This is a genomic window from Pseudomonas gorinensis (assembly GCF_042015035.1).
Classification (GTDB): Bacteria; Pseudomonadota; Gammaproteobacteria; order Pseudomonadales; family Pseudomonadaceae; genus Aquipseudomonas; species Aquipseudomonas gorinensis.
The window spans coordinates 2,318,679-2,335,832 of record NZ_CP167125.1; the positions used below are offsets into that span (position 1 = coordinate 2,318,679).

The 17,154-nt window shown below is 58.4% G+C and carries 13 protein-coding genes; 12 read left to right on the top strand and 1 reads right to left on the bottom strand.

The genetic code is table 11. The annotated features are described in order from the left end of the window. Positions 1–250 precede the first annotated feature (250 nt). Entirely contained in the window at positions 251–562 is a 312-nt protein-coding gene (locus AB7933_RS10655) for a DUF485 domain-containing protein (RefSeq protein ID WP_024074297.1), read from the top strand. Beyond that, positions 559–2,217 (top strand): cation acetate symporter, encoded by a 1,659-nt coding sequence (locus AB7933_RS10660; protein ID WP_024074298.1) that lies wholly within the window; start codon positions 559–561, stop codon positions 2,215–2,217. Before AB7933_RS10655 ends, AB7933_RS10660 begins: the two co-directional genes overlap by 4 nt. A gap of 240 nt (positions 2,218–2,457) precedes the next feature. On the opposite strand, the gene gltA is transcribed toward AB7933_RS10660, so the two are convergent. Then, positions 2,458–3,747 carry a citrate synthase gene (gene gltA / locus AB7933_RS10665; protein ID WP_003222994.1) on the bottom strand — a complete coding sequence of 430 codons (1,290 nt, stop codon included), beginning with the start codon at positions 3,745–3,747 and terminating at the stop codon, positions 2,458–2,460. A 332-nt stretch (positions 3,748–4,079) separates the two neighbouring features. On the opposite strand from gltA, the gene sdhC reads away from it, so the two are divergent. The 10 genes from sdhC to brnQ all read left to right on the top strand — a co-directional run bounded on the left by sdhC (position 4,080) and on the right by brnQ (position 17,124). Continuing rightward, positions 4,080–4,490: a succinate dehydrogenase, cytochrome b556 subunit gene (sdhC, locus tag AB7933_RS10670; RefSeq protein WP_172831341.1), complete on the top strand. Its 411-nt coding sequence runs from the start codon at positions 4,080–4,082 to the stop codon at positions 4,488–4,490. Next, positions 4,484–4,852: a succinate dehydrogenase, hydrophobic membrane anchor protein gene (gene sdhD / locus AB7933_RS10675; RefSeq protein WP_024074300.1), complete on the top strand. Its 369-nt coding sequence runs from the start codon at positions 4,484–4,486 to the stop codon at positions 4,850–4,852. Before sdhC ends, sdhD begins: the two co-directional genes overlap by 7 nt. Positions 4,853–4,855: 3 nt before the next feature. After that, positions 4,856–6,628, top strand: coding sequence for a succinate dehydrogenase flavoprotein subunit (gene sdhA / locus AB7933_RS10680; protein WP_024074301.1), 1,773 nt, complete (start codon positions 4,856–4,858; stop codon positions 6,626–6,628). A gap of 11 nt (positions 6,629–6,639) precedes the next feature. After that, complete coding sequence (locus AB7933_RS10685) at positions 6,640–7,344, top strand: succinate dehydrogenase iron-sulfur subunit (RefSeq protein WP_024074302.1); 705 nt, start codon at positions 6,640–6,642, stop codon at positions 7,342–7,344. 261 nt (positions 7,345–7,605) lie between these two features. After that, on the top strand, positions 7,606–10,437 hold the full coding sequence (locus AB7933_RS10690; protein ID WP_024074303.1) for a 2-oxoglutarate dehydrogenase E1 component: 2,832 nt from the start codon (positions 7,606–7,608) through the stop codon (positions 10,435–10,437). Positions 10,438–10,481: 44 nt separating this feature from the next. Next, entirely contained in the window at positions 10,482–11,705 is a 1,224-nt protein-coding gene (odhB, locus tag AB7933_RS10695) for a 2-oxoglutarate dehydrogenase complex dihydrolipoyllysine-residue succinyltransferase (RefSeq protein ID WP_024074304.1), read from the top strand. Between the two features lie 101 nt (positions 11,706–11,806). Then, positions 11,807–13,243, top strand: coding sequence for a dihydrolipoyl dehydrogenase (gene lpdA, locus AB7933_RS10700; protein WP_024074305.1), 1,437 nt, complete (start codon positions 11,807–11,809; stop codon positions 13,241–13,243). Between the two features lie 202 nt (positions 13,244–13,445). Next, positions 13,446–14,612 (top strand): ADP-forming succinate--CoA ligase subunit beta, encoded by a 1,167-nt coding sequence (sucC, locus tag AB7933_RS10705; RefSeq protein ID WP_003233235.1) that lies wholly within the window; start codon positions 13,446–13,448, stop codon positions 14,610–14,612. Further along, positions 14,612–15,493 carry a succinate--CoA ligase subunit alpha gene (gene sucD / locus AB7933_RS10710; RefSeq protein ID WP_003172813.1) on the top strand — a complete coding sequence of 294 codons (882 nt, stop codon included), beginning with the start codon at positions 14,612–14,614 and terminating at the stop codon, positions 15,491–15,493. Before sucC ends, sucD begins: the two co-directional genes overlap by 1 nt. A gap of 317 nt (positions 15,494–15,810) precedes the next feature. Then, on the top strand, positions 15,811–17,124 hold the full coding sequence (gene brnQ, locus AB7933_RS10715; RefSeq protein WP_024074306.1) for a branched-chain amino acid transport system II carrier protein: 1,314 nt from the start codon (positions 15,811–15,813) through the stop codon (positions 17,122–17,124). Positions 17,125–17,154: the final 30 nt, after the last annotated feature.

A 17,154-nucleotide genomic window follows, 5' to 3' on the forward strand; every position in this document is an offset into this window, starting at 1 on the left:
CCTGATATACCCTTGTGGGAGGGGGCTTGCCCCCGATGGCAATCTGTCAGCTATCGATGTGCTGGCTGACACACTGTCATCGGGGGCAAGCCCCCTCCCACATTAATTTCATCCCCTGCAAATCCTCCTGCATTCTCCCGATCCCTCGCTACACTCGATCTAAGACTAAGGTCGTCTGGAACCTCTACGGCAGCCGCATACAGTGGATACGTTCCAATAATAAAAAAGCTGTGCTGCGAGGATAAAAACAATGAACGACAGCATTTACCTCTCGATTCAAAACAGCCCGCGCTTCAAGGAGCTGGTGAGAAAAAGGGAAAGGTTCGCCTGGATTCTCTCGGCGATCATGCTAGGGCTTTACTCCGGATTCATCCTGTTGATCGCCTACGGGCCGCAAATACTGGGCGCCAAACTCAGCCCCGGTTCATCCATCACCTGGGGAATTCCCATCGGTGTCGGGCTGATTGTCTCGGCCTTTGTCCTCACCGGCATCTACGTACGACGCGCCAACGGCGAATTCGACGACCTGAACAATGCGATTCTCAAGGAGGCTGCGCAATGATCCGTCGTCTATTGGCTGTATTCGGCGCTTCGGTCTTCGCGCCCGCTGTCTGGGCGGCGGATGCATTGACCGGTGAAGTGCACAAACAACCGCTGAATATTCCAGCGATCCTGATGTTCGTGGCCTTTGTCGGCGCGACATTGTGCATTACCTATTGGGCATCCAAGCGCAACAAGTCGGCGGCCGACTACTACGCGGCCGGCGGCAAGATCACCGGTTTCCAGAACGGCCTGGCGATTGCCGGCGACTATATGTCGGCCGCGTCCTTCCTGGGGATTTCCGCACTGGTCTACACCTCTGGCTACGATGGCCTGATCTACTCGATCGGCTTCCTGGTGGGCTGGCCGATCATTTTGTTCCTGATCGCCGAGCGCCTGCGTAACCTGGGCAAATACACGTTTGCCGACGTGGCGTCCTACCGCCTCGGGCAAACCCAGATCCGCAGCCTGTCGGCATGTGGCTCGCTGGTGGTGGTTGCGTTCTACCTGATTGCGCAGATGGTTGGCGCGGGCAAGCTGATCCAACTGCTATTCGGCCTGGATTACCATGTGGCGGTGATCCTGGTGGGTATCCTGATGTGCATGTACGTGCTGTTCGGCGGCATGCTGGCAACCACCTGGGTGCAGATCATCAAGGCCGTGCTGCTGTTGTCCGGTGCCTCGTTCATGGCGCTGATGGTGATGAAGCACGTCAACTTCGACTTCAACATGCTGTTTTCCGAGGCGATCAAGGTTCACCCTAAAGGTGAGGCGATCATGAGCCCCGGCGGTTTGGTGAAAGACCCTATCTCGGCATTGTCCCTAGGCCTGGCGCTGATGTTCGGTACCGCCGGCCTGCCGCACATCCTGATGCGCTTCTTCACGGTGAGCGATGCCAAGGAAGCGCGTAAGAGCGTGCTGTATGCCACTGGCTTTATCGGCTACTTCTACATCCTGACCTTCATCATCGGCTTCGGCGCGATCCTACTGGTCAGTACCAACCCGGCGTTCAAGGATGCGGCAGGTGCCTTGCTGGGCGGTAACAACATGGCGGCGGTGCACCTGGCCAATGCGGTGGGCGGCAGTATCTTCCTGGGCTTCATCTCGGCCGTGGCGTTTGCCACCATCCTGGCAGTGGTAGCCGGCTTGACCCTCGCGGGTGCCTCGGCGGTGTCCCATGACCTGTACGCCAGCGTGATCAGGAAAGGCAGGGTCAACGAGAAGGACGAGATCCGCGTCTCGAAGATCACCACCATCGCCCTGGCGGTGCTGGCTATCGGCCTGGGTATCCTGTTCGAAAGCCAGAACATTGCGTTCATGGTCGGCCTGGCGTTCTCCATCGCCGCCAGCTGTAACTTCCCGGTGTTGCTGCTTTCCATGTACTGGAAGAATCTCACCACCCGTGGCGCGATGATCGGCGGCTGGTTGGGTCTGGTCAGCGCGGTGGGCCTGATGATCCTGGGGCCAACCATTTGGGTCTCGATCCTGCACCATGAGAAAGCGATCTTCCCGTACGAATATCCGGCGTTGTTCTCGATGATCATTGCGTTCATCGGTATCTGGTTCTTCTCCATCACCGACAAGTCGGCGGCGGCAGTCAAGGAACGTGCGCTGTACTTCCCGCAGTTTGTGCGTTCGCAGACTGGCCTGGGGGCGAGTGGGGCGGTTTCTCACTAAGGTAGTAGCTGGATAAGGAAATGCCCCGGTCGAAAGGCCGGGGCATTTTTTTGTCTGGGGTTCCGGGTTGTCTGTACCAATGTCATCGGGGGCAAGCCCCCTCTCACCGTTAACCGAGTACAACATTTGGAATGCAGTTCAATGTGGGAGGGGGCTTGCCCCCGATGGCGGTAGACCAGGCGGCACAAACAAAAACGGCCTCCACTGAGGGAGGCCGTTTTCGGTGCAACTAAGCGATGCTTACTTGCGATCTTCCAGCTTGGTGATGTCACGCGACTCGTAGCCGGTGTACAGCTGGCGCGGGCGGCCAATCTTGTACGGGCTGGAGAGCATTTCTTTCCAGTGGGAGATCCAGCCCACGGTCCGCGCCAGGGCGAAGATCACGGTGAACATGCTGGTTGGAATGCCGATCGCCTTGAGGATGATCCCCGAGTAGAAGTCGACGTTAGGGTACAGCGAGCGTTCGATGAAGTACGGGTCGGTCAGGGCGATCTCTTCCAGGCGCATGGCCAGTTCGAGTTGCGGATCGTTGTTGATGCCCAGTTCCTTCAACACTTCGTCGCAGGTCTGCTTCATGACGGTGGCGCGTGGGTCGCGGTTCTTGTAGACCCGGTGACCGAAGCCCATCAACTTGAACGGATCGTTCTTGTCCTTGGCCTTGGCGATGAACTTGTCGATGTTCGAGACATCGCCGATTTCATCGAGCATGGTCAGTACGGCTTCGTTTGCACCGCCGTGGGCAGGGCCCCACAGTGCGGCGATACCGGCGGCAATACAGGCGAACGGGTTGGCACCCGAAGAGCCTGCCAGGCGCACGGTAGAGGTGGAGGCGTTCTGCTCGTGGTCGGCGTGGAGGATGAAGATCCGGTCCATTGCCTTGGCGAGTACCGGGCTGATCGGTTTGATCTCGCACGGGGTGTTGAACATCATGTGCAGGAAGTTTTCCGCGTACGTCAGGTCGTTGCGCGGGTACATCATGGGTTGCCCCATGGAGTACTTGTAAACCATTGCGGCCAGGGTCGGCATCTTGGCAACCAGGCGGATCGCGGAAATTTCGCGATGCTGCGGGTTATTGATGTCGAGGGAGTCGTGATAGAAGGCAGACAGGGCGCCAACCACACCGCACATGACGGCCATCGGGTGGGCGTCGCGGCGGAAGCCGTTGAAGAAGGTCTTCAACTGCTCGTGAACCATGGTGTGGTTCTTGACGGTGCTGACGAACTGGGCTTTTTGCTCGGCTGTTGGCAGTTCGCCATTTAGCAGCAGGTAGCAGGTTTCCAGGTAGTCCGATTTTTCAGCCAGTTGCTCGATCGGGTAGCCCCGGTGCAGCAAAATGCCATTATCGCCATCGATATAGGTGATCTTCGACTCGCAAGAGGCGGTCGACATGAAGCCTGGGTCGAAAGTGAAACGGCCCGTGGCCGTCAGGCCCCGTACGTCGATAACATCGGGACCAACGGTGCCGGTTAAAATGGGCAGCTCGACGGGGGCTGCGCCCTCGATGATCAACTGCGCTTTTTTGTCAGCCATGTGGCCTCCTATTTATGCTTCAAATCATCAGACAGACCCCCCACGCAGGGCCCGCACCACTATAGTGAGATAAATTCAGATGTCAATTTGCCTAAAGTCTTGCTCCAGAAGGCTTTAACCGTACTTTTTCCTCGAAATTGACTGCCATTTACGCCTTTTATCCCGCCAGCGCAATCCGCTATTAGGGTGAGGTGCGCGCGTTGTCATTAGTAACCTAACTGTCTATACTCGGCCACCGACCGCCAAGGGCTTTTGGGCTTGCTTTCATTGGGGGTCGCACTCCCTGGGTGGTGCTTACCTGACCAGTGCACTCCCCTACAACTTTGCCCTGATTGTTAGGGGCTCTTCAGTGTGAAAAAAAAGCCGTGAAGAATAGCCAACGACCTGTAAACCTTGACCTAAGGACCATCAAACTCCCCATCACCGGCGTTACGTCGTTCCTGCACCGTGTTTCCGGCATCATCCTGTTCCTGGGCCTGGGCATCATGCTTTATGCATTGAGCAAATCCCTGGGTTCCGAGGAAGGTTATGCCGAGGTGAAGGCATGCTTGACCAGCCCGCTGGCCAAGTTCGTAGCATGGGGCCTCCTGTCCGCTCTGCTTTATCACCTGGTAGCCGGCGTGCGCCACTTGATTATGGATATGGGCATCGGTGAGACGCTGGAAGGCGGCCGCCGCGGCTCGAAAATCGTCATCGCCATTTCCGTGGTGCTGATCGTTCTGGCAGGAGTTTGGATATGGTAACCAGCGTAACGAATCTGTCGCGTTCGGGCCTCTATGACTGGATGGCACAGCGTGTGTCTGCGGTCGTTCTCGCGGCTTATTTCATTTTCCTGATCGGATACCTCGTCGCAAACCCGGGCATTGGCTATGAGCAATGGCACGGGTTGTTTTCCCACAATGCGATGCGAATCTTCAGTCTGCTGGCCCTTGTAGCCCTGGGCGCTCACGCCTGGGTCGGCATGTGGACCATCGCGACCGACTACCTGACGCCGATGGCGCTGGGCAAGCCCGCGACCGCAGTACGGTTTCTCTTCCAGGCAGTATGCGGCGTCGCGATGTTCGCTTACTTCGTCTGGGGTGTGCAGATTCTTTGGGGTATCTGATCCATGGCTAACATTCCAACTATTTCCTTCGACGCCATCATTATTGGTGGTGGCGGTGCTGGCATGCGCGCAGCGCTGCAGCTGGCTCAGGGCGGTCACAAGACTGCCGTGATCACCAAGGTGTTCCCGACGCGTTCCCATACCGTATCGGCCCAGGGTGGCATCACCTGCGCCATCGCGTCTGCCGACCCGAACGATGACTGGCGCTGGCACATGTACGATACCGTCAAGGGTTCCGACTACATCGGTGACCAGGACGCTATCGAATACATGTGTCAGGAAGGCCCGGCCGCGGTGTTCGAGCTGGACCACATGGGCCTGCCGTTCTCCCGTACCGAGCAGGGCCGTATCTACCAGCGTCCATTCGGCGGCCAGTCGAAGGATTACGGTAAAGGCGGCCAGGCTGCCCGTACATGCGCCGCCTCCGACCGTACCGGTCACGCGTTGCTGCACACCCTTTATCAGGGCAACCTGAAAGCCGGCACCACGTTCCTGAACGAGTACTACGCGGTTGACCTGGTGAAAAACCAGGACGGCGCATTCGTCGGCGTGATCGCCATCTGCATCGAAACCGGTGAAACCACCTATATCCGCGCCAAGGCGACTGTTCTGGCGACCGGTGGTGCAGGTCGTATCTACGCTTCGACTACCAATGCCCTGATCAACACCGGTGACGGCGTCGGCATGGCACTGCGTGCTGGCGTGCCGGTACAGGACATCGAAATGTGGCAGTTCCACCCGACCGGTATTGCCGGCGCTGGTGTACTGGTTACCGAAGGTTGCCGTGGTGAAGGTGGCTACCTGATCAACAAGAACGGCGAGCGTTTCATGGAGCGCTATGCTCCGAACGCGAAAGACCTTGCCGGTCGTGACGTTGTAGCCCGTTCGATGGTCAAGGAAATCATTGCCGGTAACGGCTGTGGCCCGAATGGCGATCACGTGCTGCTCAAGCTCGATCACCTTGGCGAAGAAGTGCTGCACAGCCGCCTGCCAGGTATTTGCGAGCTGTCCAAGACCTTCGCGCACGTTGATCCGGTCGTTGCCCCGGTTCCGGTTGTTCCGACTTGCCACTATATGATGGGCGGTGTTCCGACCAACATTCATGGCCAGGCGATCACCCAGAACGCAGACGGTGTGGACGAGATCATCCATGGTCTGTTCGCCGTGGGCGAAGTGGCTTGCGTATCGGTTCACGGCGCCAACCGCCTGGGCGGCAACTCGCTGCTCGACCTGGTGGTATTCGGTCGTGCTGCTGGCCTGCACCTGGAAAAGGCGCTGACCGACGGCATCGAATACGATGACGCTACCGACGCCAACATCGAAGCGGCCCTGGCACGTCTGACCGCTCTGAACGAGCGTACTGATGGCGAGGACGTGGCTACCCTGCGTCGCGAGCTGCAAAGCTGCATGCAGAACTACTTCGGTGTATTCCGTACTGGCGAATACATGCAGAAGGGTATTGCCCAGCTGGCTGACCTGCGCAAGCGTATCGCCAACGTCAAGATCAACGATAAGAGCCAGGCGTTCAACACCGCTCGTATCGAAGCCCTTGAGCTGCAAAACCTGCTGGAAGTGGCCGAAGCGACTGCGATTGCCGCTGAGGTTCGTAAGGAATCCCGTGGTGCTCACGCTCGTGAGGACTATGAAGATCGCGACGACGAGAACTGGCTGTGCCACACCCTGTACTTCCCGGGTGAAAAGCGCGTTGCCAAGCGTGCCGTGAACTTCTCGCCGAAGACGGTTCCGACGTTTGAACCGAAGATTCGGACTTACTAAGGGTGGCTGCCATGTTGAAAGTCAGTGTTTATCGCTACAACCCTGATCAGGACGCTGCGCCGTTCATGCAGGAGTTCCAGGTCGATACCGGTGGTAAAGACCTGATGGTGCTGGATGTATTGGCCCTGATCAAAGAGCAGGACGAAGGTTTCTCCTATCGTCGCTCTTGCCGTGAAGGTGTGTGCGGGTCCGACGGCATGAACATCAACGGCAAGAACGGCCTGGCGTGCATCACGCCGCTGTCCGCCGTTGTTAAAGGCAACAAGCTGATCGTTCGTCCACTGCCAGGTTTGCCGGTTATCCGTGACCTGGTCGTCGATATGAGCATCTTCTACAAGCAATACGAGAAAGTTAAGCCATTCCTGCAGAACGACACGCCGGCTCCGGCCATCGAACGTCTGCAGTCCCCGGAAGAGCGTGAAAAGCTCGATGGCCTGTACGAGTGCATCCTGTGCGCTTGCTGCTCGACGTCGTGCCCATCCTTCTGGTGGAACCCGGACAAGTTCCTGGGCCCAGCCGCTCTGCTGCAAGCGTACCGCTTCCTGGCAGACAGCCGTGACACCAAGACTGCCGAGCGTCTGGCTTCACTGGATGACCCGTTCAGCGTATTCCGCTGCCGCGGGATCATGAACTGCGTCAACGTATGTCCCAAAGGCTTGAACCCGACTAAAGCCATTGGTCACATCCGTAACATGTTGCTGCAAAGCGGCGTGTAACTGACGTTGTAGCAAAGCAGGACCGTTGTGCCCGTAAATGCTGCGGCGCAGGCTTCAACCGGCGCCGTAGTTTTAACTTGAGCAGCGACTTACAAAGCCGCGGCTCTTATTTTGAAGAAATGAGACAAGCAGGGGCATTCGGGTTGGTACCCGAACTATCAGCGTGATCCTAAGTGGCTTGTTTTGGTCGCTGCACTTGGCCTTTTGCAAGCAAACTCGGTGTTTTCGCCGGTGGTGTCCCCAAATCGAGGGTGACCAAGCATGCAAGAAAGCGTGATGCAGCGCATGTGGAACAGCGGCTATCTTTCAGGTGGTAACGCTGCCTATGTGGAAGAGCTTTATGAGCTCTACCTGCACGACCCTAACGCTGTGCCAGAAGAATGGCGCACCAAATTTCAGACGTTGTCTTCAGACGGCAACGCTGCCACCGATGTATCGCACGCAACAATTCGCGATCAGTTCGTGCTGCTGGCAAAGAACCAGCGCCGCGCCCAGCCGGTTTCCGCCGCAAGCGTGAGCAGTGAGCACGAGAAGAAGCAAGTTGAAGTACTGCGACTGATCCAGGCCTACCGTATGCGTGGCCACCAGGCGGCCCAGCTCGACCCGCTGGGGCTCTGGAAGCGTCCTGCACCTGCAGACCTGTCGATCAATCATTACGGCTTGACCAATGCCGATCTTGATACGACCTTCCGTGCCGGCGACCTGTTCATCGGCAAAGAGGAAGCGAGCCTACGCGAAATTCACGAAGCGTTGCAGCAGACATATTGCCGCACCATCGGCGCTGAGTTTACGCACATCACCGATTCCGAACAGCGCCACTGGTTCCAGCACCGTCTCGAAGGCGTGCGTGGCCGTCCGGTGTTGTCCGCCGATGTGCGCAGCCACCTGCTTGAGCGTGTGACCGCAGCCGAAGGTCTCGAGAAATACCTGGGCACCAAATACCCGGGCACCAAGCGTTTCGGCCTGGAAGGCGGCGAGAGCCTGATTCCGATGCTCGATGAGCTGATCCAGCGTTCCGGTTCCTACGGCACCAAGGAAATCGTGATCGGCATGGCCCACCGTGGCCGCTTGAACGTGCTGGTCAACACCTTTGGCAAGAACCCGCGCGAGCTGTTCGACGAGTTCGAAGGCAAGAAGAAGGTCGAGCTGGGTTCCGGTGACGTTAAATACCACCAGGGCTTCTCGTCCAACGTGATGACCACCGGTGGTGAAGTTCACCTGGCCATGGCCTTCAACCCATCCCACCTGGAAATCGTTTCTCCAGTGGTCGAGGGTTCGGTCCGTGCTCGCCAGGATCGTCGTAACGATTCCACCGGTGAAAAGGTCCTGCCGATTTCCATCCACGGTGACGCGGCATTCGCCGGTCAAGGCGTGGTCCTGGAAACCTTCCAGATGTCGCAGACTCGCGGCTTCAAGACCGGCGGCACCGTTCACATCGTCATCAACAACCAGGTGGGCTTCACCATCAGCAACCCGTTGGACGCGCGTTCCACCGAGTACGCCACCGACGTTGCCAAGATGATCCAGGCGCCGATCCTCCATGTGAATGGTGATGATCCGGAAGCCGTGCTGTTCGTGACCCAACTGGCTGTCGACTACCGCATGCAGTTCAAGCGTGACGTGGTGATCGACCTGGTTTGCTACCGCCGTCGCGGTCACAACGAAGCCGATGAACCAAGCGGCACCCAGCCGTTGATGTACCAGCAGATCACCAAGCAGCGCACCACCCGTGAGCTGTATGCCGAAAGCCTGATCAAGGCCGGTATCGTTGATGATGCGCGTGTTCAGGCGAAGATCGATGAATACCGCAACGCGCTGGACAATGGTCTGCATGTAGTAAAAAGCCTGGTCAAAGAGCCGAACAAAGAGTTGTTCGTTGATTGGCGTCCGTACCTGGGTCACACCTGGACGGCGCGTCACGACACCTCGTTCGATCTGAAGACCCTGCAGGAACTGTCCGCCAAGCTGCTGGAAATCCCGGATGGCTTCGTGGTACAGCGCCAGGTTGCGAAGATCTACGAAGACCGTCAGAAGATGCAAGCCGGCGGCCTGCCGATCAACTGGGGTTATGCCGAAACCATGGCGTACGCGACCCTGGCGTTCGAAGGTCACCCGATCCGCATGACCGGCCAGGACATCGGCCGTGGTACGTTCTCGCACCGTCACGCGGTATTGCACAACCAGAAAGACGCGGGCACCTACATCCCGTTGCAGAACCTGTACGAAGGCCAGCCACGTTTCGACCTGTACGATTCGTTCCTGTCCGAAGAAGCCGTACTGGCGTTCGAATACGGTTACTCGACCACTACGCCTAACGCGCTGGTGATCTGGGAAGCCCAGTTCGGCGACTTCGCCAACGGCGCACAGGTGGTGATCGACCAGTTCATCACCAGCGGTGAGCACAAGTGGGGCCGTCTGTGCGGTCTGACCATGCTGCTGCCACACGGTTATGAAGGTCAGGGCCCGGAGCACTCCTCGGCCCGTCTGGAGCGTTACCTGCAGCTGTGCGCCGAGCACAACATCCAGGTGTGCGTGCCGACCACCCCGGCGCAGATCTACCACTTGCTGCGTCGCCAGGTGATCCGCCCGCTGCGCAAGCCGCTGGTAGTGCTGACCCCGAAATCGCTGCTGCGTCACAAATTGGCCATCTCGACCCTGGAAGATCTGGCGGATGGTTCGTTCCAGACCGTGATTCCAGAAATCGATACGCTGGACGCCGCCAAGGTCACTCGCCTGATCCTGTGCAGTGGCAAGGTCTACTACGATCTGCTGGAAAAACGCCGTGCCGAAGGCCGCGAAGACATCGCCATCGTGCGTATCGAGCAGCTTTACCCGTTCCCGGAAGATGACCTGATGGAGATCATCGCGCCTTACACCAACCTCACGAATGTCGTGTGGTGTCAGGAAGAACCGATGAACCAGGGCGCGTGGTACAGCAGCCAGCATCACCTGCGTCGCAGCATCGGTAACCACAACAAGGCCCTGGGCCTGGAGTATGCCGGTCGTGATGCTTCTGCTGCACCTGCTTGTGGTTATGCGTCGATGCACGCCGAGCAGCAGGAAAAACTGCTGCAAGATGCTTTCACTGTTTAACGCCTTCGCGCTGACTGAAACCGAATTTTAAGGACCCACAGATAATGGCTATCGAAATCAAAGCCCCGTCATTCCCGGAATCGGTTGCCGATGGCACCGTTGCCACCTGGCACAAGAAACCGGGCGAGGCCGTCAAGCGTGACGACCTGATCGTCGACATCGAGACTGACAAAGTCGTACTGGAAGTGTTGGCCGAAGCCGACGGCGTCCTGGGCGCAATCGTTGCCAACGAGGGCGACACCGTCCTGTCCAACCAGGTCCTGGGCTCGATCGAAGAGGGCAGTGCCGCCGCCGCTCCAGCCGCCGCTGCACCGGCTGTCGCTGCTTCGGCTCCAGCTGCCGCACCGGCTGCTGGTGGTGAAGACCCAATCGCTGCCCCGGCTGCGCGTCAGCTGGCGGAAGAAAACGGCATCAACCTGGCTTCCATCAAAGGCACTGGCAAAGACGGCCGTGTGACCAAGGAAGACGTGGTTGCTGCAGTTGAAGCCAAGAAAAACGCTCCGGCTGCCGCGCCTGCCAAGGCTGCTGCCCCAGCCGCCGCTGCGCCTGTGTTCGCTGCTGGCGACCGCACCGAGAAGCGCGTACCGATGACCCGCGTGCGTGCCACCGTGGCCAAGCGCCTGGTTGAAGCCCAGTCGAACATGGCGATGCTGACCACGTTCAACGAAGTCGACATGACCGAAGTCATGGCCCTGCGTTCGAAGTACAAGGACCTGTTCGAGAAGTCCCACAACGGCGTGCGCCTGGGCTTCATGTCGTTCTTCGTGAAAGCGGCCACCGAAGCGCTGAAGCGCTTCCCGGCAGTCAACGCTTCCATCGACGGCAGCGACATCGTCTACCACGGCTATGCAGACATCGGCGTTGCCGTGTCCAGCGACCGTGGCCTGGTGGTTCCGGTTCTGCGTAACGCCGAGCTGATGAGCCTGGCTGAAATCGAAGGCGGCATCGCCGGCTTCGGCAAGAAGGCCCGTGACGGCAAGCTGACCATCGACGAGATGACCGGTGGTACCTTCACCATCACCAACGGTGGTACCTTCGGTTCGATGATGTCGACACCGATCGTCAACCCGCCACAAGCCGCAATCCTGGGCATGCACAACATCATCCAGCGTCCGATGGCCATCAACGGCCAAGTCGTGATCCGCCCAATGATGTACCTGGCGCTGTCGTACGATCACCGCCTGATCGATGGTAAAGAAGCCGTGACTTTCCTGGTGACCATCAAGAACCTGCTGGAAGACCCGGCTCGTCTGCTGCTGGATATCTGATAGAAGCAGCTGCAGGCCTCGAGTGACAGGCTGCCGGAGAAGGCAGCCGGGCTTGGGGCTTGCGGCTTGAAAGCTTGCTGCTAAATAGAGGAACTATTTTCATGTCGCAGAAATTTGACGTTGTAGTGATTGGTGCAGGCCCTGGCGGCTATGTTGCCGCCATCAAGGCCGCACAATTGGGCCTCTCGACTGCTTGCATCGAAAAATACACCGACAAGGAAGGCAAACTGGCATTGGGCGGTACCTGCCTGAACGTTGGTTGCATTCCTTCCAAGGCGCTGCTGGACAGCTCCTGGAAATTCCACGAAGCGCAAAGCGGTTTTGCCATCCACGGCATCAACCACGCTGGCGTGACCATGGACGTACCCGCGATGGTCGGCCGTAAAGCCAACATCGTCAAAGGCCTGACCTCTGGCGTTGCGACCCTGTTCAAGGCCAACGGCGTCACTTCCCTGCAAGGCCACGGCAAACTGCTGGCCGGCAAGAAAGTTGAAATCACCAAGCCAGATGGTTCGGTAGAAATCATCGAAGCCGAGAACGTGATCCTGGCGCCAGGTTCGCGTCCAATCGACATTCCACCGGCACCTGTTGACCAGAAAGTCATCGTTGATTCGACTGGCGCCCTGGAATTCCAAGCCGTGCCTAAGCGCCTGGGCGTGATCGGCGCTGGCGTGATCGGCCTGGAGCTGGGTTCCGTCTGGTCCCGCCTGGGTTCCCAGGTCACCGTGCTCGAAGCCCTGGACACGTTCCTGCTGGCCGCCGACACCGCGGTGTCCAAGGAAGCGCTGAAAACCCTGACCAAGCAAGGTCTGGACATCAAGCTGGGCGCTCGCGTGACCGGCTCGAAGGTTAACGGCGAAGAAGTCGTTGTGACCTACACCGACAAGGATGGCGAACAGACCATCACGTTCGACAAGCTGATCGTCGCCGTGGGTCGCCGTCCAGTGACCACCGACCTGCTGGCTTCCGACAGCGGCGTGAACATCGACGAGCGTGGCTTCATCCACGTTGACGATCACTGCGCTACCACCGTTCCTGGCGTCTACGCCATTGGCGACGTGGTTCGCGGCATGATGCTCGCGCACAAGGCTTCCGAAGAAGGCATCATGGTTGTCGAGCGCATCAAGGGCCATAAAACCCAGATGAACTACGACCTGATCCCATCGGTTATCTACACCCACCCGGAAATTGCATGGGTCGGCAAGAACGAACAGCAGTTGAAAGCTGAAGGCGTTGAAGTTAACGTCGGCACCTTCCCGTTTGCCGCTTCTGGCCGTGCCATGGCAGCCAACGACACCGGTGGTTTTGTCAAAGTCATCGCTGATGCCAAGACTGACCGCGTATTGGGCGTCCACGTGATTGGCCCAGGCGCAGCAGAGCTGGTTCAGCAGGGCGCAATCGGTATGGAATTCGGCACCAGTGCCGAGGACATCGGCATGATGGTCTTCTCCCATCCGACCCTGTCCGAAGCGTTGCACGAAGCCGCGCTGGCAGTGAATGGCCATGCCATCCACATCGCCAACAAGAAGAAGCGCTGAACGAGATAATAAGAAACCACGGCGGTTGCCCGTCGTGAGCCTTGCGCGCAAGACTCACCGCGGAATATCCGCTGGACGCAGTCTTGCGCAGCTTGACCGGGCCCAAGTCCGGCAAGTTGCGTAAGCAGCAGTCACAGGTGGCGCGGCACTCATAATGAGCGCAGCGCCGAATGCGCAGTACCTAACGAAGACGGTAAAAAGCATGAATCTTCACGAGTATCAGGGTAAGCAGCTGTTCGCTGAATACGGCCTGCCAGTTTCCAAGGGCTACGCAGTAGACACCCCGGAAGCAGCAGCAGAAGCTTGCGACAAAATCGGCGGCACTGAATGGGTTGTCAAAGCCCAGGTCCACGCTGGTGGTCGCGGTAAAGCGGGCGGCGTTAAGCTGGTTCGCAGCAAAGAAGACGCCAAGGCCTTCGCACAGCAGTGGCTGGGCAAGCGTCTGGTGACTTACCAGACTGATGCCAATGGCCAGCCAGTCACCAAGATCCTGGTTGAATCGTGCACTGATATCGCTAAAGAGCTGTACCTGGGCGCTGTCGTTGACCGTTCGAGCCGTCGCATCGTGTTCATGGCTTCCACCGAAGGTGGCGTGGACATCGAGAAGATCGCTCACGAAACCCCAGAAAAAATTCTGAAAGCCACGATCGATCCACTGGTTGGCGCTCAGCCATTCCAGGGTCGCGAGCTGGCTTTCCAGCTGGGCCTGGAAGGCAAGCAAGTTGCCCAGTTCGCCAAGATCTTCGTAGGTCTGGCCAAACTGTTCCAGGATCACGATCTGGCCCTGCTGGAAGTGAACCCGCTGGTGATCAAGGCTGACGGCGATCTGCACTGCCTCGACGCCAAGATCAACATCGACGCCAACGCCATGTACCGTCAGCCTAAGCTGAAGACTTTCCACGATCCGTCGCAGGACGATCCGCGCGAAGCGCACGCTGCCAAGTTCGAACTGAACTACGTAGCCCTGGAAGGTAACATCGGTTGCATGGTCAACGGTGCCGGCCTGGCCATGGGTACCATGGACATCGTCAACCTGCATGGCGGCAAACCAGCCAACTTCCTCGACGTAGGCGGTGGTGCTACCAAAGAACGCGTAACCGAAGCCTTCAAGATCATCCTGTCCGACTCCAACGTCGCTGCAGTACTGGTCAACATCTTCGGCGGCATCGTTCGTTGCGACATGATTGCCGAAGGCATCATCGGTGCAGTGAAAGAAGTCGGCGTTAAAATCCCGGTTGTTGTTCGCCTTGAAGGCAACAACGCTGAACTGGGCGCTAAAGTACTGGCAGAAAGCGGTTTGAACATCATCGCGGCTACCAGCCTGACCGACGCTGCTCAACAAGTTGTCAAAGCTGCGGAGGGCAAATAATGAGCGTCCTGATCAATAAAGACACCAAAGTTATCTGCCAGGGTATTACCGGTTCGCAAGGTAGTTTCCACACCCAGCAAGCCATCGAATACGGCACCAAGATGGTTGGCGGCGTAACGCCGGGCAAAGGCGGCACCGAGCACCTGGGCCTGCCCGTGTTCAACACCGTGAAAGACGCTGTAGCTGCCACTGGCGCCACCGCCAGCGTGATCTACGTTCCAGCTCCTTTCTGCAAGGACTCGATCCTGGAAGCGGCATTCGGCGGCATCAAGCTGATCGTGTGCATCACCGAAGGCATTCCTACCCTGGACATGCTGGACGCTAAAGTTAAGTGCGACGAGCTGGGCGTAGTCCTGATCGGCCCTAACTGCCCAGGCGTGATCACTCCAGGCGAATGCAAGATCGGCATCATGCCAGGTCACATTCACTTGCCAGGTAAAGTCGGTATCGTTTCCCGTTCCGGCACCCTGACCTACGAAGCTGTGAAGCAGACCACTGACGCCGGTTTCGGTCAGTCGACTTGCGTCGGCATCGGCGGTGACCCGATTCCAGGTTCGAACTTCATCGACATCCTGAAATTGTTCCAGGAAGACCCGAAGACCGAAGCGATCGTGATGATCGGTGAGATCGGCGGTTCGGCTGAAGAAGAAGCGGCTGCCTACATCAAGGCACACGTGACCAAGCCGGTTGTTTCCTACATCGCTGGTGTGACTGCCCCTGCTGGCAAGCGCATGGGCCATGCTGGCGCAATCATCTCTGGCGGCAAAGGCACTGCAGACGAGAAATTCGCTGCACTGCAAGACGCAGGCGTTAAAACCGTGCGTTCGCTGGCAGACATCGGCAAGGCCCTGGCCGAGCTGACCGGTTGGGCTGTCAAGTAAGCCTCGCGCTTAACTGACGCTTTACCAGGCAAAGGCCACCTTCGGGTGGCCTTTGTGCGTTCTGAGTTTGTTCATTTGCCTGTATTGCCAAATTAGGTATGAAAACGCGACATGAAAGTGTCGCTTATCGGACAGTCCGCCCCGCAACAGTGCGTTCGTCAGGCTAATTCTGTACCCTAGCCGCCTCTTTATGCGCCGACATCCCAAAAGGAAGCCGCGCGCTAGACCCGTCGGTCCCCATAAGGGCCGGCCGTATTTCCCTCATCCATAGGGAATCCCTCTCTAAATTCCGATTCAGTAGTGTGGTATTTCCTCAAATGAAAGTGTTGAAAAGCCAGGATATCCTGGCGTTGGGCTTCATGACTTTTGCCCTGTTCGTGGGCGCTGGCAACATCATTTTCCCGCCTATCGTTGGTTTGCAGTCCGGGCCTCATGTCTGGATGGCGGCGTTGGGCTTCCTGATCACTGCGGTCGGCTTGCCGGTGGTCACCGTGATTGCCCTGGCCAAGGTCGGTGGCGGCATGGACGCATTGAGCAGCCCGATCGGCAAGATCGCCGGTGGCCTGCTCGCGGCAGCGGCGTACCTGGCGGTAGGGCCGCTGTTCGCCACTCCGCGTACCGCGACCGTGTCCTTTGAAGTGGGCCTGGCGCCGCTGACCGGCGAGAGCCCGCTGGCGTTGTTCCTCTACAGCTCGGTGTATTTCCTGGTGGTGTTCTTTGTCTCCCTGTACCCAGGCCGGCTCCTGGACACCGTGGGTCGCTTCCTGGCGCCGCTGAAGATCATCGCGCTGGCCATCCTCGGCATTGCCGCGTTTGCCCTGCCGGCCGGTGAGGTGGGTGTCGCCACCCCGGAATACGTTGCTGCACCGTTCTCTCAAGGCTTTATCAATGGTTACCTGACCATGGATACCCTGGGGGCGCTGGTGTTTGGCATTGTGATCGTCAATGCGATCCGTTCCCGTGGTGTTGAATCGCCCAAGTTGATCACCCGCTACGCGATCATTGCCGGGTTGATTGCGGGCGTAGGTTTGGCGCTGGTGTACATCAGTTTGTTCCGCCTCGGGGCGGGCAGCCATGAAGTCGCTGCTGGCGCAGCCAATGGTGCGGCTGTATTGCACGCCTATGTGCAACACACCTTCGGCTCCCTGGGCAGTGGTTTCCTGGCGGTGTTGATTTCGCTCGCGTGCCTGGTCACCGCCGTCGGCCTGACGTGCGCTTGCGCCGAATACTTCAGCAAAATCCTGCCACTGTCCTACAAGACCCTGGTGGTGATCCTGGCGCTGTTCTCGCTGTTCGTGTCGAACCTGGGGTTGACCAAGCTGATTGCGTTCTCGATCCCGGTACTCACCGCGATCTACCCGCCGTGCATCGTGCTGGTGGCCTTGAGCTTCTGCAAAGACTTCTGGCAGGAGCAGGGCCGTATCGTCGGGCCGGTGATGCTGGTGTCGTTTATCTTTGGCTGCATCGACGCGCTCAAGGGCGCCGGCCTGGCGGGCTGGATGCCTTCGCAGCTGGCGAACCTGCCGCTGAGCGAGCAAGGCCTGGCCTGGCTGGTGCCGTCGGTGATGACGCTGGGTGTGGCGGTCGTCATTGATCGCATGCTGGGTAAGCGCAGCGAAGCCATCGCGTAACACGCGGGTTTCATGCGGTATAGAAATGCC